The 20,308-nt window shown below is 72.0% G+C and carries 20 protein-coding genes; 12 read left to right on the top strand and 8 right to left on the bottom strand.

Going from position 1 to position 20,308, the window contains the following annotated elements:
- Positions 1-70: 70 nt before the first annotated feature.
- The 3 genes from AAC944_RS17585 to AAC944_RS17575 form a co-directional block, all read right to left on the bottom strand.
- Entirely contained in the window at positions 71-1,486 is a 1,416-nt protein-coding gene (locus AAC944_RS17585) for an alkaline phosphatase family protein (protein WP_030620204.1), read from the bottom strand.
- Between the two features lie 143 nt (positions 1,487-1,629).
- Positions 1,630-2,109, bottom strand: coding sequence for a nucleoside deaminase (locus AAC944_RS17580; protein WP_030620202.1), 480 nt, complete (start codon positions 2,107-2,109; stop codon positions 1,630-1,632).
- A gap of 20 nt (positions 2,110-2,129) precedes the next feature.
- Positions 2,130-2,573, bottom strand: coding sequence for a PLD nuclease N-terminal domain-containing protein (locus tag AAC944_RS17575; RefSeq protein WP_030620199.1), 444 nt, complete (start codon positions 2,571-2,573; stop codon positions 2,130-2,132).
- An 89-nt stretch (positions 2,574-2,662) separates the two neighbouring features.
- Between AAC944_RS17575 and AAC944_RS17570 the strand changes: the two genes are divergently transcribed.
- Both AAC944_RS17570 and mqnP read left to right on the top strand, forming a co-directional pair.
- A complete protein-coding gene (locus tag AAC944_RS17570; RefSeq protein WP_030620197.1) occupies positions 2,663-4,120 on the top strand; it encodes a menaquinone biosynthesis decarboxylase in 1,458 nt (485 codons plus the stop codon).
- Positions 4,117-5,019 (top strand): menaquinone biosynthesis prenyltransferase MqnP, encoded by a 903-nt coding sequence (mqnP, locus tag AAC944_RS17565; protein WP_030620195.1) that lies wholly within the window; start codon positions 4,117-4,119, stop codon positions 5,017-5,019. The genes AAC944_RS17570 and mqnP overlap by 4 nt, the downstream gene beginning before the upstream one ends.
- A 300-nt stretch (positions 5,020-5,319) precedes the next feature.
- Here mqnP and AAC944_RS17560 read toward each other — a convergent pair whose 3' ends face one another.
- On the bottom strand, positions 5,320-6,018 hold the full coding sequence (locus tag AAC944_RS17560) for a DUF4870 domain-containing protein (RefSeq protein ID WP_078888783.1): 699 nt from the start codon (positions 6,016-6,018) through the stop codon (positions 5,320-5,322).
- 93 nt (positions 6,019-6,111) lie between these two features.
- Positions 6,112-6,696, bottom strand: coding sequence for a rhomboid family intramembrane serine protease (locus AAC944_RS17555; RefSeq protein WP_030620190.1), 585 nt, complete (start codon positions 6,694-6,696; stop codon positions 6,112-6,114).
- Between the two features lie 125 nt (positions 6,697-6,821).
- On the opposite strand from AAC944_RS17555, the gene AAC944_RS17550 reads away from it, so the two are divergent.
- The 6 genes from AAC944_RS17550 (at position 6,822) to AAC944_RS17525 (ending at position 12,131) form a co-directional block, all read left to right on the top strand.
- Positions 6,822-7,598 carry a UbiX family flavin prenyltransferase gene (locus AAC944_RS17550; protein WP_051872119.1) on the top strand — a complete coding sequence of 259 codons (777 nt, stop codon included), beginning with the start codon at positions 6,822-6,824 and terminating at the stop codon, positions 7,596-7,598.
- 105 nt (positions 7,599-7,703) lie between these two features.
- A complete protein-coding gene (locus AAC944_RS17545; RefSeq protein ID WP_030620184.1) occupies positions 7,704-8,159 on the top strand; it encodes an Lrp/AsnC family transcriptional regulator in 456 nt (151 codons plus the stop codon).
- A gap of 104 nt (positions 8,160-8,263) precedes the next feature.
- Entirely contained in the window at positions 8,264-9,427 is a 1,164-nt protein-coding gene (mqnE, locus tag AAC944_RS17540; protein ID WP_030620179.1) for an aminofutalosine synthase MqnE, read from the top strand.
- Positions 9,428-9,495: 68 nt separating this feature from the next.
- Positions 9,496-10,020, top strand: a complete 525-nt coding sequence (locus AAC944_RS17535) for a GNAT family N-acetyltransferase (RefSeq protein ID WP_030620175.1) — start codon at positions 9,496-9,498, stop codon at positions 10,018-10,020.
- Between the two features lie 94 nt (positions 10,021-10,114).
- Positions 10,115-10,402, top strand: a complete 288-nt coding sequence (locus AAC944_RS17530) for a DUF4229 domain-containing protein (RefSeq protein WP_030620173.1) — start codon at positions 10,115-10,117, stop codon at positions 10,400-10,402.
- Between the two features lie 370 nt (positions 10,403-10,772).
- Positions 10,773-12,131 carry a dicarboxylate/amino acid:cation symporter gene (locus AAC944_RS17525; RefSeq protein WP_438272812.1) on the top strand — a complete coding sequence of 453 codons (1,359 nt, stop codon included), beginning with the start codon at positions 10,773-10,775 and terminating at the stop codon, positions 12,129-12,131.
- Between the two features lie 82 nt (positions 12,132-12,213).
- On the opposite strand, the gene AAC944_RS17520 is transcribed toward AAC944_RS17525, so the two are convergent.
- Positions 12,214-13,107: an alpha/beta fold hydrolase gene (locus AAC944_RS17520; RefSeq protein WP_030620168.1), complete on the bottom strand. Its 894-nt coding sequence runs from the start codon at positions 13,105-13,107 to the stop codon at positions 12,214-12,216.
- A gap of 177 nt (positions 13,108-13,284) precedes the next feature.
- Between AAC944_RS17520 and AAC944_RS17515 the strand changes: the two genes are divergently transcribed.
- Positions 13,285-13,926 carry a TetR/AcrR family transcriptional regulator gene (locus AAC944_RS17515; protein WP_030620165.1) on the top strand — a complete coding sequence of 214 codons (642 nt, stop codon included), beginning with the start codon at positions 13,285-13,287 and terminating at the stop codon, positions 13,924-13,926.
- A gap of 4 nt (positions 13,927-13,930) precedes the next feature.
- Positions 13,931-14,440 carry a hypothetical protein gene (locus AAC944_RS17510; protein ID WP_030620162.1) on the top strand — a complete coding sequence of 170 codons (510 nt, stop codon included), beginning with the start codon at positions 13,931-13,933 and terminating at the stop codon, positions 14,438-14,440.
- On the opposite strand, the gene AAC944_RS17505 is transcribed toward AAC944_RS17510, so the two are convergent.
- Positions 14,430-15,284, bottom strand: coding sequence for a MaoC family dehydratase (locus AAC944_RS17505; protein ID WP_030620158.1), 855 nt, complete (start codon positions 15,282-15,284; stop codon positions 14,430-14,432). The two genes, AAC944_RS17510 and AAC944_RS17505, sit on opposite strands and share 11 nt — an antisense overlap.
- Complete coding sequence (locus tag AAC944_RS17500) at positions 15,284-16,609, bottom strand: 3-oxoacyl-ACP reductase (protein WP_030620156.1); 1,326 nt, start codon at positions 16,607-16,609, stop codon at positions 15,284-15,286. The genes AAC944_RS17505 and AAC944_RS17500 overlap by 1 nt, the downstream gene beginning before the upstream one ends.
- Positions 16,610-16,680: 71 nt before the next feature.
- On the opposite strand from AAC944_RS17500, the gene AAC944_RS17495 reads away from it, so the two are divergent.
- Both AAC944_RS17495 and AAC944_RS17490 read left to right on the top strand, forming a co-directional pair.
- Entirely contained in the window at positions 16,681-17,967 is a 1,287-nt protein-coding gene (locus AAC944_RS17495) for an acetyl-CoA C-acetyltransferase (protein ID WP_030620154.1), read from the top strand.
- A 179-nt stretch (positions 17,968-18,146) separates the two neighbouring features.
- Complete coding sequence (locus AAC944_RS17490; protein ID WP_030620152.1) at positions 18,147-20,057, top strand: AMP-dependent synthetase/ligase; 1,911 nt, start codon at positions 18,147-18,149, stop codon at positions 20,055-20,057.
- Positions 20,058-20,308 lie beyond the last annotated feature (251 nt).

Genomic DNA, 20,308 nt, shown 5'->3' with positions numbered 1-20,308 from the left:
GGGCGACAGCCGTGAGCCGCGGCGGGCCGGGACACGTCCCCGGCCCGCCGCGGCCGTTTCGGGCGCCGGTTCAGCGGCGCTTGCGGCCGCCGCGTTCCTGGCGCGGCGGGGTCTGGCCCGCGCCCGGGAGGACGGGGTCCGGCAGGGTCGTGATCTGCTTGACCGCCGCCGCGAGCCGGGCGGTGGTGTCCTTCGGCAGCCGGGGTGGGCGCCGCGCGGTGACGAAGCCGAAGGCCGAGGTCAGGTCGCCGAAGGTGGCGCGGCGCCAGTCGGAGATGTTCGGCTCCTCGACGCCGGTGAAGCGCTCCAGGAACTGCAGTACGGAGGTGTGGTCGAAGGTGTCGCCCGCGGCCCAGCCGCCCACCGTCCACGGCGAGACGATCAGGCAGGGGACGCGGAAGCCCGCGCCGATGGGCAGTCCGCCGACGAACTCGTCCGCGGTCCCGGCGGGCGCCACCGGGGGCGGCACGTGGTCGAACAGCCCGTCGTTCTCGTCGTAGTTCATGATCAACACGGTCTTCCGCCACACCTTGGGGTTGTCGGCGAGGGCCTCGACCGTCCGCGCGACGAAGGCGGCACCGGCGGCCGGCAGGTAGTCCGGGTGCTCCGACTCCGCCGCCGTCGGGATGATCCAGGAGACGGCCGGCAGCCGGTCGTTCCGGGCGTCGTCCTCGAAGGTGCCGGCGGGCCGCGGCCGCACCCCGCGCTCGTACAGCGCGTCCCCGGGCCGGGCGTCCCGGAAGGACTTGAACTGTTCCAGCAGGTTGCAGCCGTAGTCGTCGTCCTGCTGGTAGACCCGCCAGCTCACCCCGGCCGCCTGGAGCCGCTCGGCGTACGTGGTCCAGCGGTACGGCCGGGAAGCGGTGTTGTTCAGGACCGGGCCGCCCCGGGTGCCGCCGGGGTCGAGGGTGCCGGTCATCCAGTACAGCCGGTTCGGCCAGGTCGGTCCCAGTACCGAGCAGAAGTAGTGGTCGCAGAGGGTGAAGGCCTCGGCGAGCGCGAAGTGGAAGGGGATGTCCGCGCGGGTGTGGTACCCCATCACGTACGGGCCGTTCCGGCCGTCCGCCTTGCGGTGCGCGGGCAGCCAGCGGTCCATCCGGCCGCCGTGCCAGGCCTCGTGCTGCACGGACCGGGCGTGGCTGGTGGAGGGGATGGACTGCGCGCTGGACCTGCGGGTGTCCAGGTGGAACGGCAGCAGATAGCCGTCCGGGTTCGCCGCGTCCGGCTGGTGGAAGACCGAGCGCCCCGTGGACAGGGTGAGCGCCGCCGGGTCCGCGAAGCCGCGTACGCCCCGCAGCGTCCCGAAGTAGTGATCGAACGAACGGTTCTCCTGTATCAGCAGCACGACGTGCTCGATGTCCGCCGGCGAGCCGTACCGGGGCGGCCCGGCCGCGACCGCCTTCCGCACGCTCGGCGGCAGCACCGACAGCGCGGCGGCGCCGCCCACCGCGCCCGCTGCGGAACCGAGGAGTCTGCGGCGGGTCATGTGCCCGGGGCAAGCCCGCGACCGGCGGCGTCCGAAGTCGATCATCGCTGGCAGCCTAGGACGGGCGCGCCGCTTCCTGACGGAGGCTCAGGGAAACGTCACGCGGGCGGCCGGATGCCGTCCGCCCGTCTGTCCGGGTGCCGTCAGTCCGCGCCGATGTCCTCGTGCCACAGCTCCGGCCGCTCGGCGATGAAGCCGCGCATCATCGCCACGCACTCCGGGTCGTCCAGCACCACGACCTCCACGCCGTGTTCGGCCAGCCAGTCGTGGCCGCCGTGGAACGTCTCCGCCTCGCCGATCACCACCCGGGAGATCCCGAACTGGCGCACCAGCCCGCTGCAGTACCAGCAGGGCGAGAGCGTGGTGACCATGGTCGTGCCCTTGTAGGCCCGCCCGTCTCCCACCGCCGCCCCCGATGGAGAGCGCTGCGCGCTCCAGCTACTCGGCCGCCCGGCGGCCCTGAACGCGGCGGTCTCCGCGTGCACCGACGGGTCGCCGTCCTGCACCCGGCGGTTGTGGCCCCGCCCCAGCAGCGTGCCGTCCGCGCCGTACAGCGCGGCGCCGATCGGGATGCCGCCGGAGGCCAGGCCGGCCCGGGCCTCGGCCACCGCGGTGGCCAGCATCGCGGACGTGTCCGGGCCGCTCACTCGTCGCGCTCCCCGGTCTCCCGGCGCTCGCCGGGCTCTCTGCGCTCCTCGGACTCGCCGGTCTCGCGGCGGCGCAGCTCCTCCTCGCGGCGCTTCAGGTTCGCCTCCCAGTCCTTGAGCAGCGCCTCGTCCTCGTCCCGGCGCTGCTCCCGCTCCTGCGCGGCCAGCGACTGGAGGAACTCGGGGTTGTCGTCCGGCGCGACCCAGCCGCCCCGGCCGCCACGGGCGCGCCGGGGCCCGCCGCCCTCGGCGGCCTGTGCGGCGCGGTCCTTCCCGGCGATCAGCCAGGACACCGACCCGACGAGGGGGAAGAGCAGCACGAGGATCGCCCACAGCGGCTTCGGCATGTGGCGCACATGCTTCTCATCGGTGGTGACGCAGTCGATGAACGCGTAGATGCTCAGTGCCAGCGGCACCAGGATCATCAGCACCCGCAGCATGTGTCGCTCCCCCTGGGAGTGGCCGGGCGGGCCGGTCGGAGCGGCCCCAGTGACCAGTCCAGGGTAGTGCGTACCGGATACTGGGATGCATGGCTTATGACGATCTTCGCTCGTTCCTGCGCGCGCTCGACCGCGAAGGCGACCTCAAGCGCATCAAGGCCGAGGTCGACCCGCACCTGGAAGTCGGGGAGATCGTCGACCGGGTGCAGAAGGCCGGCGGTCCGGCGCTCCTCTTCGAGAACGTCAAGGGCTCGGCGATGCCGCTGGCCATGAACGTCTACGGCACCGACCGCCGCCTGCTGAAGGCGCTCGGCCTGAAGTCGTACGACGAGATCAGCAGCACGATCGGCGGCCTGCTCAAGCCCGAGCTGCCGCAGGGCTTCGTCGGCATCCGCGAGGCGTTCGGCAAGCTCGCGAACATGACGCACGTCCCGCCGCGCAAGGTGAAGGCCGACGACGCGCCCGTGCAGGAAGTGGTCCTCCAGGGCGACGAGGTGGACCTGGACCGGCTGCCGGCCCTGTTCACCTGGCCCGAGGACGGCGGCTCGTTCTTCAATCTGGGCCTGACCCACACCAAGCACCCCGAGACGGGCGTGCGCAACCTCGGTCTGTACCGCCTCCAGCGGCACGACAAGCGCACCATCGGCATGCACTGGCAGATCCACAAGGACAGCCGGAACCACTACCAGGTCGCCGCCAAGCGCGGTGAGAAGCTGCCGGTCGCCATCGCCTTCGGCTGCCCGCCGGCCGTGACGTACGCCTCGACCGCGCCGCTGCCCGGTGACATCGACGAGTACCTCTTCGCGGGCTTCGTGCAGGGCAAGCGGATCGAGATGGTCGACTGCAAGACCGTGCCGCTCCAGGTCCCGGCCAACGCCGAGGTGGTCCTGGAGGGCTGGCTGGAGCCGGGCGAGATGCGGCCCGAGGGGCCCTTCGGGGACCACACCGGCTTCTACACGCCGCAGGAGGACTTCCCGGCACTGACCATCGACTGCGTCACGATGCGCAAGCGTCCGCTGCTCCAGTCGATCGTGGTCGGCCGGCCGCCGACGGAGGACGGGCCGCTGGGCCGGGCCACGGAGCGGTTCTTCCTCCCGCTGCTCAAGATCATCATCCCGGACATCGTGGACTACCACCTGCCGGAGTCCGGGGGCTTCCACAACTGCGCGATCGTCTCGATCGACAAGAAGTACCCCAAGCACGCGCAGAAGGTCATGCACGCCATCTGGGGCGCGCACATGATGTCCCTGACCAAGCTGATCGTGGTGGTCGACGCCGACTGCGACGTGCACGACTACCACGAGGTGGCCTGGCGGGCGCTGGGCAACACCGACTACGCCCGCGACCTGACCGTCGTCGAGGGCCCGGTCGACCATCTGGACCACGCCTCGTACCAGCAGTTCTGGGGCGGCAAGGCCGGGATCGACGCCACCGCGAAGTGGCCCGAGGAGGGGTACACCCGCGACGGCGGCTGGCCGGAGATGGTCGATTCCGACCCGGCCACCGCCGAGAAGGTCACCCGCCGATGGAAGGAGTACGGCCTGTGAGCAGCGCCTCCGCAGCCATTCCGCAACCAGGCCGTACCAAGGCCTTCCTGCGCCTTGTCATGATCGAGCACTCGGTGTTCGCGCTGCCCTTCGCGTACATCGCGGCGCTGACCGCGATGTTCCAGGTGGACGGGTCCGTCCACTGGTGGGAGCTGCTGCTCGTCACCGTCGCGATGGTGGGCCTGCGCACCTTCGCCATGGCCGCGAACCGGATCATCGACCGCGAGATCGACGCCCGCAACCCGCGCACCGCCCACCGCGAGCTGGTCACCGGCGCGATGTCGGTGAAGCACGCCTGGACGGGCGCGCTGGTCGCCGTCGTCGTCTTCCTCGCCGCTGCCGCGCTGCTCAACCCGCTGTGCCTGGCCCTGGCCCCCGTCGCGGTGATCCCGATGGTGGTCTATCCGTACGGCAAGCGGTTCACGAACTTCCCGCAGGCCATCCTCGGCCTCGCCCAGGCCATGGGCCCGGTCGGCGGCTGGCTGGCGATCACCGGCGAGTGGTCCTGGGAGGCGGTGATCCTCGGTTTCGCGGTGGGCATCTGGATCGGTGGCTTCGACCTGATCTACGCCTGCCAGGACGTCGAGACCGACCGCGAGGTCGGCGTGAAGTCCGTACCGGCCCGCTTCGGCATCCCCGCCGCCATCTGGGGCGCCCGCGTCTGCCACACGGTCACCACGGCGCTGTTCGTCTGGTTCGCGCTGGCCACCGGTGCCGGGGTGTTCTTCTGGCTCGGCCTGGTGATCGTCGCGGGCGCTTTCCTGTACGAACACACGATCGTCCGCCCGAACGACCTGTCCCGCCTGAACCGCGCCTTCTTCAGCGTCAACGGCTTCATCGGCATAGCGCTGTTCGTCTGCGCGCTGCTGGACCTGCTCGTGCGCGGGCTGACGCCGTGAGAGCCGGTGTCCTCACCCCGGCCGGGCGCCCGCCGCCTGGCACTCCCCCCTCGGCTTCGCTCGAGCAGGGGAGACCCCGTCCTCGCGGCGTTGCCGAAAGGCCCTGGTAGCTCCTCCCCCAAGGCCTTGAGGGCCAGGGAGGTGCCCCTCGAGGGCCGTCCCGCGCCTTGCGATCGCACGCACCGGACGACGTTCGCTGATCCGACCAGGGTGATGACACAGGCTCTGACCGGCGAGTGAGCACCGGGAAGGGGCCGGTACCCGCCTGGGTACCGGCCCCTTCCGCGTGTCGGCGGGCGCTCAGTTCTTGACGAAGCGCCAGGCCACGAACTTCGGGTAGGACCACATCTCGCCGCTGTTGGCCTTCACCGTGCCGATGATGCCGAAGACCAGCGTGGTGATCCAGTACGCGCCGAAGACCACGAGGTAGATGATCAGGGGGATGAAGAACCCGGCCCCCGGGTCGCCCGTCCCGGAGTCGGCGGACACGGCGCCGCCGACCACCACGACGAAGTAGAGGATGCCGGTGAGCACCGCCATGACCGCCTGGGTGATGCCGTAGTTCATCCCCTGGGTGGCGTGGTGGCGGGTGTACGGGTCCTGGCCGTTCTGCCCGTTGTTCCGGATGCAGAGCGGGGCGATCCAGCCGCAGACCATGCCGATGCAGCACATGCCCGTGCCGACGAAGACCGTGAGCAGCGCGCCGAGGTGCGCCCACATCGCGGCGTTGGACGAGGGGCGGGGCTGCGCGTAGCCGTACCCGGGCTGGCCGCCCCAGCCGGGGGCGCCGGGAGCGCCGGGGGCGCCGTACGGCTGGTGCGGCTGCCCCGCGCCGGGGACGTACGCGCCGTACGGCTGGCCGCCGGGCGCGGCGCCGTACGGCTGCTGGCCGTACCCGGGAGCGGCCCCCGGCGCGCCGCCCTGCGGCGGCTGCTGCTGGCCCGGTTGCTGCTGACCGTCCTGCGGCGGTTCGGATGCTGACTTGTCGAATTCGACCATGGGCTGATCCCCCCGATGACGTAGCTCTCGCGCGTGAAGCGCTGGACTCAGGCGGCGCGCGGCGTAGACCGGCGCGTCCGCGTGCAGGCGAGACTACGGGACGTGGCCCGCGGACCGGAGGCCTGGAGTCCGCACCCGGAAGACGAAGGCGGCCAGCACTCCGCCGACGAGCCCGAAGAAGTGCGCCTGCCAGCTGATGCCGTCCGCGGCCGGGAGCGCGCCCCACAGGATCGAGCCGTACAGGACCGCGACGAGCACACCGATGGCGATGTCCAGGGCCTTGCGCTCGATGAATCCGCGCACGACGAGGTAGCCGAAGAGCCCGAAGATCACGCCGGAGACGCCCGCGGTATTGCTCCCCGGCGGCGATATCAGCCAGACGCCCAGGCCGCTGACGACGGCGATGAGCAGCGCCACGCCGGCCAGTCTGCGGATGCCGGAGCGGAGAGCGGCCAGGAAGCCGAGCACGAGCAGCGGGAGGGTGTTGGCCATCAGATGGGCGAAGCCGAAGTGGACGGCGGTCGCGGGGACCACGTCGATCAGCTCGCCCAGCTCGCGCGGGCGGATGCCGAAGGTGTCCAGGGCGTGGTCACCGGCGGTGTCCACCGCCTCCAGGACCCACAGCACTCCGACCCAGGCCAGCACCAGCAGCGCGGCGGGCTTGGCGCGTGCTCCCATGTCGGCCCTCCTCACCTGTGCGCCGGGGCGTCCGCCCGAGTGCGTGCGGCCGGCACGGCCGCACGAGCTCACAAGCAACAACGGCTGTGACGGTGCTTCTGGTTCCGCCGGATAGGCTCGGTGCCGTGGAGCCGCCGCACAACGTCACCAGTCAGCACGCCGGCCCGGACCGCCGCAGGCCGTGGGTCGTCGGGATCTCCGGCGCGTCCGGGACCCCGTACGCCGCGTCCGTGCTGCGCGGGCTGCTGGCCGCGGGCGAGGCCGTGGACCTGGTGGTGAGCCGGGCCTCGCGGCTGACCCTGCTGGACGAGACCGGCATCTCCTTCCGGGACGCGCACTGGCGCGCCGACCTGCGCGAGTGGCTGGCGCGCGGGGCCGACGGCAAACCGGACACCTTTCCGGTCACCGAGGCGGACCTGGCGGACGTGCGGCACTGGCCGGCCGGTGACCTGGCGGCGGGCCCGTCGTCGGGTTCGTACCCGGCCAAGGGCATGCTGATCGTGCCGGCCAGCACGGCGTGCGTGGCCGGGGTGGCGCTGGGGCTGTCGAAGGACCTGCTGCAGCGGACGGCGAGCGTGACGCTGAAGGAACGCAGGAAGCTGGTCGTCGCGGTGCGCGAGACGCCGCTGAACGGGCAGACCCTCAAGCACCTGGTCGCCCTGGACGAGGCGGGCGCCGTGGTGCTGCCGGCCTCGCCCGCGTTCTACGCGGGGGCGACGCACATCCAGGACCTGGTGGACTTCGTGGCGGGCCGGGCGCTGGACGCCGCGGGAGTGCCGCACGGCCTGTACCGGCGCTGGGAGGGCGAGCTCGGCGGCGCGGCGCGCGGGAACGGTGACGGTGGCGGTGCGGCGCGCGGGGAGGACGGCGGCAACGCCGGCCGACCCAGCAGAAATCGGTGATCCAACTCCGTTTTTTACCTGGGATTGCAGGCTAAATCGCCCTGCATGCCTTAGATTCTGTAATCAGTAGTGGCAGTGCGGAAAGATTGAAAGGTCGGGGACGCAATGGACGCGGTGGACAGGCAGCTCATCCAGGCACTGCGCGAGAACGGCAGGGCCTCCTACGCGGAGCTCGGCCGGCTCGTGGGTCTTTCCGGCCCCAGCGTCACGGACCGCATCAACCGGCTGGAGTCGGCCGGTGTGATCACCGGCTATCGCGCCACGGTCGACGCCGCCTCGCTGGGCCTGGGGGTCACGGCCCTGGTCGGCATCTCGCTGACGGACGCCACCGACCACGAGGAGCTCGCCCACCGGCTGCGCGACCTCTCCGAGATCGAGGACTGCTGGTTCATCGCGGGCGACGACTCCTACATGCTCAAGGTCCGCGTCGACGACGTGGACGGCCTGGAGCGCACCATCCGCCGGCTGTCCGGCACCAAGGGCGTGTCCCGTACGCGGACCACGGTCGTGCTCTCCACGAAGTGGGAGAACCGGGTCGGAGAGCTTCCTGAAGAGGCCTAGCGGCCGCGAAGCGGCTGCGTACGGGGGCACCGCCCGGCCGAAGGCCGGGGGAGTAGGCTCGGTGAGGCTTGTTATTCGGCAGAAACAGGAAAGGGCGGGCCGGAATGGACGCTGGGCTCAAGCGCGAGCTGGAGGAGAAGGTCCACGCCGGTGAGCGGCTGACCCGTGAGGACGGCATCGCCCTCTACGAGTCCGATGACCTGGCGTGGCTCGGTGGCCTCGCGCACGAGGTGCGGACCCGTAAGAACGGCGACATGGTGCACTTCAATGTGAACCGTCACCTCAACATGACGAACGTGTGCACCGCCTCGTGCGCCTACTGCTCCTTCCAGCGCAAGCCGGGCGAGAAGGACGCGTACACGATGCGCATCGAGGAGGCCGTCCGCCTGGCCAAGGCCATGGAGCACGAGAACCTCACCGAGCTGCACATCGTCAACGGCCTGCACCCGAACCTGCCCTGGCGCTACTACCCCCGCTCCCTGAAGGCCCTCAAGGAAGCGCTGCCGAACGTCGGCCTCAAGGCCTTCACGGCCACGGAGATCCACCACTTCGAGTCCATCTCGGGCCTGTCCGCCTCCGACATCCTCGACGAGCTGATCGAGGCCGGCCTGGAGTCGTTGACCGGCGGCGGCGCCGAGATCTTCGACTGGGAGGTCCGGCAGCACATCGTCGACCACCGCACCCACTGGGAGGACTGGTCGCGGATCCACCGCCTGGCGCACGAGAAGGGCCTCAAGACGCCCTCCACGATGCTGTACGGGCACATCGAGGAGCCGCGCCACCGCGTCGACCACGTGCTGCGGCTGCGTGAGCTGCAGGACGAGACCGGCGGCTTCCAGGTCTTCATCCCGCTGCGCTACCAGCACGACTTCGTGGACATGAAGGACGGCAAGGTCCGCAACAAGCTGCAGGCGCGCACGACGATGGCCACCGGTGCCGAGGCGCTGAAGACCTTCGCGGTCTCCCGTCTGCTGTTCGACAACGTGCCGCACGTGAAGTGCTTCTGGGTCATGCACGGCCTCCAGACCACGCAGCTGGCGCTCCAGCACGGCGCCGACGACATGGACGGCTCGGTGGTCGAGTACAAGATCACGCACGACGCCGACAACTACGGCACGCCGAACAAGCTCACCCGTGAGGACCTGCTGGACCTCATCCGGGACGCCGGCTTCCGGCCGGTCGAGCGGAACACCCGGTACGAGATCATCCGCGAGTACCCGGGCCCCGACGCGCACCGCCGCGACGAGCCCCAGCCGATGCGGGTGTGACACAACGCTCGGTGCGCGTGTGACGCACGCGCTCCGCGTCGTCAGTGGTGACGATTAGGGTCCAGATCATGAGCCTCCGCTTCGATCTGGACCCTTCCGTCACTCCGGAGCTGCGCGACGGCGTCTGCGCGCTGTGGGCGGACGTCTCGAACGCCGGCGGCGCGGTGGGGTTCGTGCCGCCTGTGACCCAGGACGACATCCGCCCCGAGCTGGTGAAGCACCTGGCGGCGATGGCCGAGGGCCAGGCCCGGCTGATCGTCGGCCGGGACGCTGCGGGCACGCCGCTGGCCACCGCCTTCGTGTACGCCAACACCCACCGCCTCATGCGGCACTGGCTGTGGGTCTACAGCGTGATGGTCCACCCGTCCCTCCAGGGGCAGGGCGTGGGCCGGGAGCTGATGGCCGCGGTCGAGGACGCGGCGCGCGGTGCCGAGGGGATACGGGGCGTCCGGCTCACCTGCCGCGGCGGCACCGGCGCCGACCGCTTCTACGCCTCCTGCGGGTACAAGGAGGTCGGCCGGGTCCCCGACGCCATCAAGGTCGCCGATGACGACTACCGCGACGACATCACGATGTGGCGGGAAGTGGCCTGACGGTCCCGGCGCCGGGGGCGGCAAAGATCACACAGGGTGCTGTGCTTGACTGGATGCAGACCCTTTCGGTTGTCGTTGAGAAGAAGGTCCGACCGTGAGCAGCCAGAAGCACGCCGCACTCCTCTACACCGCTTCCCGTGTGGGCATCTTTGTCGTCTGCTTCGCGGTCGTCTGGGTCCTCGCGTACTTCCGCGTCATCCCGCTGGGTGTGGGCAGCTCGAACACCATCTGGATGCTGCTGCTCGCCATCGTGATCTCCGCGCCGCTCAGCTTCGTGCTGCTGCGCAAGCAGCGGGACGCGATGTCCGAGCAGATCGTGGCCAAGGTCGACCGGCAGAAGGCGCGGCTCGCCGCCAACCGCAGCCAGGAGGACGGCGTCTGAGACCGCCCGGCCGTCGCCGGCCGGACGTGTAAGGCGCCTCACACACCACTCACGCCCGCCCGTGGAGTTTCCGCTCCACCGGCGGGCGTCGGTGTCTCCCGTCCGGTCCGCGGCGGAGCATGCCAAAGATTTTCTTTGAGTAACCCAAAGTTCAAGTGTTAACGTATCGGACATGAAGACAGCAGTAGCGCACTCGTTCCCCATGAGCCTCACGCTCGTGGCGCGCCTGCACGTCGATCTTTGCCGCTGTGAGTCCGCGGCCTGTTGCCGCCGCTGACGTCCGCGCGACGTCCGCCGCAGCGGCCGGAGATCCCGAAAACGGACCTCCTGGCGCCACACGCCCTCTTCCCGAAGCCTGCACGCACCCGGAGTGTGCCCGTTGTCCACGTCTTCCGAGACCTCTCGCAGAACCTCCCGCATACCGAAGGTCCCCTTCTGGGCCCAGATCCTGCTGGGTCTCGTCCTCGGTGTGCTCCTCGGCTGGATCGCCAAGAGCGGCGACGTCGGCTGGCTGGTCACCACCCTCGGCAAGATCGGTGAGCTCTTCGTCCAGCTGCTGAAGCTGGCCGTGGCCCCGCTGGTCTTCTTCGCCATCGTGGTGTCGATCACCAACCTGCGGCAGGTCAACAACGCCGCCCGGCTCGCCACCCGCACCCTGCTGTGGTTCATGGTCACCTCGCTGATCGCGGTCGCGATCGGCATGGCCATCGGCCTGGTCACCAACCCCGGCTCCGGTACGGGCCTCACGCCCGCCGACGGCTCCAAGCCCGACCACGCCGGTACCTGGATCGACTTCCTGACCGGGATCATCCCGACCGACATCATCACGCCCTTCACCGAGCTGCAGGTCCTGCAGATCGTCTTCATGGCGGCCGTCGTCGGCATCGCCGCGCTCCAGCTGGGCGAGAAGGCAGAGCCGGTCCTCAAGCTCAGCCGCTCGGCGCTGGAGCTGCTGCAGAAGGCCCTGTGGTGGGTCATCCGGCTGGCCCCGCTGGGCACCCTCGGCCTCATCGGCAACGCGATCGCCACGTACGGCTGGAACCTCATCGGCAAGTACGCGACCTTCACCGTCGACATCTACGTCGGCTGCGCGCTGGTGATGTTCGGCGTCTACCCGCTGCTGCTCTCCGCGGTCGCCAAGGTCAACCCGCTGCAGTTCTTCCGCGGCGCCTGGCCCGCGATCCAGCTGGCGTTCGTCTCCCGCTCCTCGGTCGGCACCATGCCGGTCACCCAGAGGGTCACCGAGCGCCTCGGCGTCCCGAAGGAGTACGCGTCCTTCGCGGTGCCCTTCGGCTCGACGACCAAGATGGACGGCTGCGCCTCCATCTACCCGGCGCTCGCCGCGATCTTCATCGCGCAGATCTTCGACGTGCCGCTGCACATCGGTGACTACATCCTGATCGCCTTCGTCTCGGTCATCGGCTCGGCCGCCACCGCCGGCCTCACCGGCGCCACGGTCATGCTGACCCTGACCCTGTCCACCCTGGGGCTCCCGCTGGCCGGTGTCGGTCTCCTCATGGCCATCGACCCGATCCTGGACATGATGCGTACCGCCACCAACGTGGCCGGCCAGGTCGTCGTCCCCATCCTGGTCTCCGCCAAGGAGAGGATCCTGGACCGCGACGCGTACGCCTCGGCCACCAGCATCAGCCTGGACGGCGACGCCGAGGCGCCGTCCGCCGCGCAGGAGGCCGAGCAGAAGGTCACCGTCCCGGCGCCCGCCGGCTGACCTTCCCGGTTCGCCCCCGTACGGCCGCAGCGCCCCGGAGCCGCCCGGTTCCGGGGCGCTCGTGCGTCAGGCGGCCGTGGGATCAGGCGGCCGCGGACGCTCGGAGGGTGTGCTCCAGCAGGGCGCCGGCCAGCGGATCCAGTACCTCCCTCGGCAGGGCGTGCCCCATGCCGGGGATGTCCACGAGCCGGGTGCCGTGTCCGATCACCTGCGCGAGGTGCTCCGCGTGCGGCGGCGGGAACACCGGCTCGGCGCTCGCGCGGACGACGAGCGTGGGCACCTCCGTCCGGGCCAGCTCCGCCGTCCGCAGCATCCCCGAGTCGTCGGCGCGGCCGTGCGCGCCGTTGGTGTCGTACCGCCCCGCGTGCGCGATGATCCGCTGTTCCAGCGCGCGGAAGTACGTCGCGTCGAACGGGATGCCGCCGCCGGTCAGCAGCCGCCAGTGCGCGACCCGCCGGTCCAGCTCGGCCTCCGGGCCGCGGTCCTCCACAGGCTGTGCCCAGGCCTCCAGGATCTCCGGCGCGATGCCCGGCAGCTCCGTGACCGGCACCCGGGTGCCGTCCGTCCGTACGTAGTCCGTCGTGCTGAGTGCGCACGTCCCCATGAGTGTCGCGCTCAGCAGCCGCTCCGGGTGATCGGCGATCAGCAGCTGCGCGAGCATGCCACCCAGCGACAGGCCGACGACGTGCGCCCGCGCCACCCCCAGCCCGTCGAGCACGCCGAGCGCGTCCTCGGCCAGGTCGGTGATCCGGTACGGCCGCTCGTCGAACGCCCAGGGGGAACGCCCGGTGTCGCGGTGGTCGTAGCGGATGACCCGGTGGTGCGCGGCCAGCGTGTCGACCAGCTCGTCGGGCCAGCCCAGCCCGGATGCCTGCGCGCCCATGATCAGCAGCAGCGGCGGGGCGTCCGCCGCGCCGCGCTGCTCGGTCCACAGGCGTACCCCGGGCGCCACCTCCACGTACCGCTCGCCGTCCATGGCGTCCTCCCTCCCGTCGCGAGACGTGGCGTCTCGCGTAACGAACCGTACCGTCTCGCAACCTCGGCGGCCAGTCCACGCGATAACACCGGCGGAGGGCGGGGCCCCGGAGGGGCGGATCCGTAAACTTACTTAGCGGTAAGAGGGCGGGGCGGAAGGACGTTCGGTGTGAGTGGCGTGAAGAACAAGCGGGTGCCGCGGGCGGTGCGCGAGCAGCAGATGATGGACGCGGCCGTGCTGACGTTCGCGCGGCGCGGTTACCGTGCCGCCTCCATGGACGAGATCGCCGAGGTCGCCGGCGTCTCCAAGCCGCTGGTCTACCTCTACCTGAACTCCAAGGAGGAGCTGTTCAGCGCGGTCATCCGGCGGGAGGCCACGGCCCTGGTCGCCGCCGTACGGGCCGCCGTGGAGGCCGGGGCGCCGGCCGACCGGCAGCTGTGGAGCGGCCTGCAGGGCTTCTTCGCGCACACCGCCGAGCACCCGGAGGGCTGGGCGGTGCTGCACCAGCAGGCCCGGACGCACGGCGAGCCGTTCGCGCTGGAGGTCGCCGCGATGCGGGCCGAGATCACCGAGTTCGTGACCGGCCTGATCGGCGCCGCCGCGCAGGAGGCGGGCTGTGACGAGAACCTGGCGGAACGCGAGGTCTCCGGCCTGGCCCACGCCCTCGTCGGTGCCGCCGAGTCCCTCGCCGAGTGGGCCAACGCCCGCCCGGCCGACGCCCGCCCCTCCGCCAAGGAAACGGCCGCCACCCTCATGAACTTCGCCTGGACCGGCCTGGGCCCTTTGATGTCGGGGACCCGCTGGTCGCCGGGCGGGTGAGCCGGTGGCCAACGTCTTCACGGCGGGTGAGGAGCGACTGGACCTGAGCAACGGCGGTACCGACGTCTTCGTCGAGGTGCTGATGCTCGCGGTGTCCGCGCTCGCCGAGAGCGAGTGGGAGCGCCGCTTCGCCGCCCTGCTGAACCAGCAGGACCAGCACGTCATGGGCAACGGCGTCGTCGGGTTCGACCTGGCGGACGTCGACTGGGGTGCCGATCCGTACGGTGCCCGGGACTTCGTCCTCCGTGCCGTACGGCTCGCCCGTCATCGCCACCGCTGGGACGAGCTGCGGTACGACCCGCCGCACGCCGAGGGGTACCTGCGGCGTTACGAAGCGATGGTGGCGGCGTTCGATCCACTGGACCCGCCGCCACCCGGGTTCCTCGCCGGTTGTACCGACTTCCCCGCCCCCGAAGAGGCGGCAAGCGCGAGCTGCCTGCGGCACCGCGTGCTCAGCGGGCTGCCGCAGTGGCACGGGTGCGTGTTCTGCCGGAGCGGCTTGCTCAGGTCCTGATCTCCGCCTCGCCGGAGAGGTGCAGGCGGGTCTCGTGGCCCGGGCCGCCGCGGAGGGCGAACGCGGAGCCGTCCGAGGCGTACGTCACCGTGGCCGGGAGCAGTACCGGCGCCCGGAACTCCGCGGTGAGGCGTACGGAGGGGGCGTCCTCGGGCACGGCCTCGGCGGCGCAGCGGGCGAAGGTCCACATGCCGTGGGCGATGGCGCGCGGGAAGCCCAGCGGACGGGCCGTCAGCGGGTGCAGGTGGATCGGGTTGTAGTCGCCGGAGACGGCGGCGTGGCGGCGGCCGAGACCGGCGGGCAGCCGCCACTCGGCGCGGGGCGGCAGTTCGGGGGCGGCCGGCGGGGAAGTGCCCGGTGCGCTTCCTGTGCGGTGGCGGGCCAGGTAGGTGCTGCGGTCCTCCCAGACCAGCTCGCCGTCGCGCCGGGCCTCCGTCACCAGGACGGCCTCGGTGCCCCGGCGGTGCGGGCGGAGTTCCGCCGCGTACACCGTCAGGTCCAGTGGCCGGTCGGCGGGGAGCGGCGCGTGCTGGACGATCTCGATCGTGGTGTGGACGAGGCCGAGCATCGGGAGCGGGAAGCTCCGGGCGCTCATCAGCCGGGCGGCCAGCGGGAAGCCGAGGATGTGCGGGCAGGTGACCGGCAGGAAAGGGCTGTCCGCGCGGAAGCCGCAGACCTCGGCGTAGGCGGCGGTGCGTACGGCGTCGGCCCGTACGCCGGGCAGGGTGAGGCGTACGGCGGGCAGCGGCGCGTCCGCCCGCGGCCGCTTGCCCGCCCCGGTCAGCGCGCCCTTGGCCAGCGCGGGCATCAGCCGCGGCGCCCGCGGGAGAGTCAGCTCCGTCATCACGCCCCCAGCAGGCTCTGCCCGCACACCCGGACGACCTGGCCGTTGACGCCGCCGGAGGCCGGGTCCGCGAGCCAGGCGACGGTCTCGGCGACGTCGACCGGCAGGCCGCCCTGGCCGAGTGAGTTCATGCGGCGCCCGGCCTCGCGGATGAAGAGGGGTACGGCCGCGGTCATCTTCGTCTCGATGAAGCCGGGGGCGACGGCGTTGACGGTGACGCCGTGCTCGGCCGCGGCCCGCGGTGCCAGTGAACGGACCAGGCCGATGATTCCGGCCTTGCTCGCCGCGTAGTTGGTCTGCCCGGTGTTGCCCGCGATCCCGGCGATGGACGCGGTGGCGACGATCCGGCCCGTGCCGTGCCGCAGCGTGCCGGCGGCCAGCAGCTGATCGGTCGTCCGCAGCACCGCGGCGAGGTTGACGTCCAGGACCGCGTCCCAGCGGTCGGCCGCCATGTTGGCCAGCCGCCGGTCCCGGGTGATCCCCGCGTTGTGGACGAGGACGTCCAGGCCGTCGGGGAGGGCGGCGGCGATGCGCTCGCCCGCGTCCGCCGCGGTGATGTCCAGCGCGAGGGCCTGCCCGCCCAGCCGCTCGGCGACCGCCCGTACGTCCGCCTCGGCCTGCGGCACGTCCAGGCAGACGACCCGCGCGCCGTACCGGGCCAGCGTCGCCGCGACCGCCTCGCCGATGCCGCGCGCCGCGCCGGTCACCAGCGCCGTACGGCCGTCCAGCGGCCGGTCCCGGTTCTCGGGCGCGGTGACGTCGGCGGCCCCGACCCCGATGACCTGGCCGCTGACGTACGCGGACCGGGGGGAGAGGAGGAAGCGGAGGGTGGACTCGGCGGCCTCGGCCGCGCCCGGCGCCAGCCGCAGCAGCTGTGCCGTGCGGCCGCGGCCCGCCTCCTTGCCCAGCGACCGCACGAACCCTTCGAGGGCCTGCTGCGCCGCGGCCTGGTGGTGGTCGGCCGGATCGGGCGCCGAGCCGAGCACGATCAGCCGCGCGCCGTCCGTCAGCGACCGCATCACGGGGTGCAGCCCGTCGTACACCTCGCGCAGGGCGGCCACGTCCGCGGCGCCGGTGGCGTCGACGACGACCGCCGCGTACCGCGCCCCGTCCTGGCGGGAGGTGTGCACGGGCAGTCCGGTGCGGTCCAGCACCGCAGCGGGCTCCGCCGTGCTCTTCCCGGCCGTCACGTGCAGCAGCGGGCCTTCCAGCACCGGCCGTTCCGCGCTCCAGCGGTGCAGCGGGGCGGGCTGCGGCAGCCCCAGCCGCCGGGTCACGAAGCGGCCCGGACCGGATTGCGTGAAACGAAGGTAGCGATCGGGCATTGGCCGGCTCCTGGTTCTCGCGTAAATTTACTTCCGAGTAAGGTTACTCATGGGTCAGGAGCTGGTCGAGGATGAGTACGCAGGAGCACACCGCGGGCATCCGGCGGGTCGCGGTGATCGGCGGCAGCCGCATCCCCTTCGCCCGCTCGGACGGCCCGTACGCCACCGCCGCCAACCAGGAGCTGCTGACCGCGGCGCTGGACGGCCTGGTCGGCCGGTTCGACCTGGAGGGCGAGCGGATCGGCGAGGTCGTCGCGGGCGCGGTGCTCAAGCACAGCCGCGACTTCAACCTCGCCCGCGAGACGGTGCTCGGCTCCGGGCTGGACCCCCGCACCCCCGCGTACGACATCCAGCAGGCGTGCGGCACCGGCCTCCAGGCCGTGATCACCGCCGCCAACAAGATCGCCCTCGGCCAGCTCGACAGCGCGGTGGCCGCCGGCTCCGACACCGCCAGCGACGCGCCGCTCGGCGTCAACGAGGAGCTGCGGAAGATCCTGCTGGCCACCCGCCGCGCGAAGTCCGCCGGCGCCCGCCTGAAGCAGCTCGCCCGCATCCGCCCGCGCCACCTCGTCCCCGAGATTCCCCGCAACGCCGAGCCGCGCACCGGCCTCTCCATGGGCGAGCACGCGGCCCGTACGGCCAGGAAGTGGGGCATCCAGCGCGCTGACCAGGACGCCCTGGCGGCGGCCAGCCACCAGCGGCTGGCCGCCGCCTACGAGCGCGGCTTCCTCAAGGACCTCGTCGTCCCCTTCCGCGGCCTGGACCGCGACCAGAACCTCCGGCCGGACTCCACGCCCGAGAAGCTCGCCCGGCTGAAGCCCGTCTTCGGCGTCCGGGACGGCGGCGCGACGATGACGGCGGGCAACTCCACGCCGCTGACCGACGGCGCGGCGGCCGTGCTGCTGGCGAGCGAGGAGTGGGCGCGGCAGCGCGGCCTGAAGCCGCTCGCGTACCTCACCGCGTACGAGACGGCCGCCGTGGACTTCGTGGACGGGGACGACGGGCTGCTGATGGCGCCCGCGTACGCCGTGCCGCGGATGCTGGCACGGGCCGGGCTCGGCATCGAGGACTTCGACCTGGTGGAGATCCACGAGGCGTTCGCCTCCCAGGTGCTCGCCACCCTCGCCGCCTGGGAGAAGCAGGGGCTGGCGCCGGTGGACCGCGACCGGCTCAACGTCGCCGGGTCCTCCCTCGCCACCGGCCACCCCTTCGCCGCGACCGGCGCCCGCATCGTCGCCACCCTCGCCGAGCTGCTGGCCGAACGCGAACCGGCCGCCGACGGCACGCCCGTACGCGGCCTGGTCTCGATCTGCGCGGCGGGCGGCCTGGGCGTGACGGCGATCCTCGAACGGGCCTGAGCCCACAGCGTCAGACGTACCTGAGCCCACAGCCTCAGAAGTACCTGAGCCCACAGCGGCAGGAGCGCCTGAGCCCCTGCCCACCACCCCTCCCGCAGCACCGAAGCACCACGGAAGTTCCGCCGGACAGTCCAGGGTGCCCCGCCCCCCGGGGCACCCGCCCGCCAGAGGAGCCGCTCGTGTCACGCCAGGAAGCCGCACCACCCACGCACCCCGTACTGGTCCCGCCGCACAAGACCGTCGAGGACGGCGTCGTCCGCGAGGTCTCCGTCCCGCCGCTCGCCCCCGCCGTCCGCACCGGCTCCCTCGGCGACATCCCCTTCGACAACGCCGCCGAGGCCCCCACCGAGGCGGTCCTCGGCCGCAAGCAGCACGACGGCAGCTGGCGCGACGTGACCGCCGCCGAATTCGCCGACCAGGTGCTCGCCCTCGCCAAGGGCCTGATCGCCCACGGCCTGCGCCCCGGCGACCGCCTCGCCATCATGGCCAGGACCAGCTACGAGTGGACCCTGTTCGACTTCGCGTCCTGGGCGGCGGGCCTGGTCACCGTCCCCGTGTACCCGACCTCCTCGGCACACCAGGTCCAGTGGATCCTGCGGGACTCCGGGGCCGCGGCCTGCGTCGTGGAGCACGTCGAACAGACCCGCATGGTCAGCGGCGTACGCGGCGACCTCCCGGAACTCGCCCACCTCTGGCAGCTGGACGCCGGTGCCGTCGCCCAGATCACCTCGGCGGGGCGCGACCTGCTCGCCGACGAGGTGACCAAGCGCCGCGCCGGACGCGGCCCGGGCGACACCGCCACCCTGATCTACACCTCCGGCACCACCGGCCGCCCCAAGGGCTGCGTCCTGACGCACGGCAACTTCTTCGCCGAGGTCGACAACTCCATCGAACTGCTGCACCCGGTCTTCAGGTCGGTCAGCAAGGACCCCGCCTCGACCCTGCTCTTCCTGCCGCTCAGTCACGTCTTCGGCCGGATGGTCGCGGTCGGCTGCCTGCGGGCCCGGGTGAAGCTGGGCCACGCGCCCAGCATTCGGACCGAAGATCTGCTGGCGGACCTGGCCGGCTTCCGTCCCACGTTCCTGCTGGCCATCCCGTACGTACTGGAGAAGGTCCACAACACCGGGCGGGCCACCGCCGAGAAGATGGGCCGGGCCGCCTCCTTCGACCGCGCGGCACGCATCGCCCGCGCGTTCGGCCAGGCCGTCGAGGCCGCCGAGCACGGCACCGGACCAGGCCCCGGGCTCGGCCTGAAGGCGGCGCGCGGCCTGTACGACCCGCTGGTCTACCGCCGCATACGGGCGGCGCTCGGCGGCCGGGTCCGGTACGCGATCTGCGGCGGCTCCCCGCTCGGCCGGCGGCTGGCCGCGTTCTACGAGGGCGTCGGCATCCAGGTCTTCGAGGGGTACGGCCTGACGGAGACCACCGCGGCCGCCACGGTCACCCCGCCGCTCAAGCCGCGCCTGGGCACCGTGGGCTGGCCGCTGCCCGGCAGCGCGGTCCGCATCGCCGACGACGGGGAGGTGCTGCTGCGCGGCGGCCAGGTCTTCACCGGCTACTGGGACCCGGCGAGCGGGACAGCCGTACCCGCGGTCGACGACCAGGCCTGGTTCGCGACCGGGGACCTCGGCGCGCTGGACGCGGACGGCTACCTGACGATCACGGGCCGCAAGAAGGAGATCATCGTGACCTCCGGCGGGAAGAACGTCGCGCCCGCGCCGCTGGAGGACCGGCTGCGCGCGCACCCCCTGGTCGGCCAGTGCATGGTGGTCGGCGACGACCGGCCGTACATCAGCGCGCTGATCACCCTGGAGCCGGACGGGCTCGCGCACTGGCGGCAGATGCAGAAGAAGCAGGACGTGCCGCTCGCGGAGCTGGTACGCGACGAACGGCTCCTCGCCGATCTGCAGCGCGCCGTGGACGACGCCAACCGGCTGGTCTCGCGCGCCGAGTCCATCCGCCGCTTCACCGTGCTGCCGGCCGACTTCACCGAGGAGGCCGGCCATCTCACTCCTTCGTTGAAACTGAAGCGAGCGGCCATCGCACGGGACTATGCGAAAGACATCGACGGGCTGTACGAAAGTAGTTGAGCGCGGAACCGACCCCGCCCGTCGCACGTCGAACCGGGCGCGTCAGACTGGAGTCCCGTGTCGCCTCTGTGGGGGAGGCGGCGCGGGGCTTCACCCTTCTGTGCCCGTTTTGCCCGGGCCGGGCCGGAGACGGGCGGAAGGGGCCCGGGAAGATCCAGGAGGCCCGAGAAGGCCGGAAGGGATGCGGAAAGGGCCGAAAAGGCACCGCGGGGTGAGGGTGGCAAAAGGCAGGAGCCCCGCTCGCCGCCGGA

The sequence above is a fragment of the Streptomyces sclerotialus genome (assembly GCF_040907265.1).
Classification (GTDB): Bacteria; Actinomycetota; Actinomycetes; order Streptomycetales; family Streptomycetaceae; genus Streptomyces; species Streptomyces sclerotialus.
The sequence above is the reverse complement of the archived record's forward strand: the minus strand, read 5'-3'. Positions and strand labels throughout refer to the sequence as shown.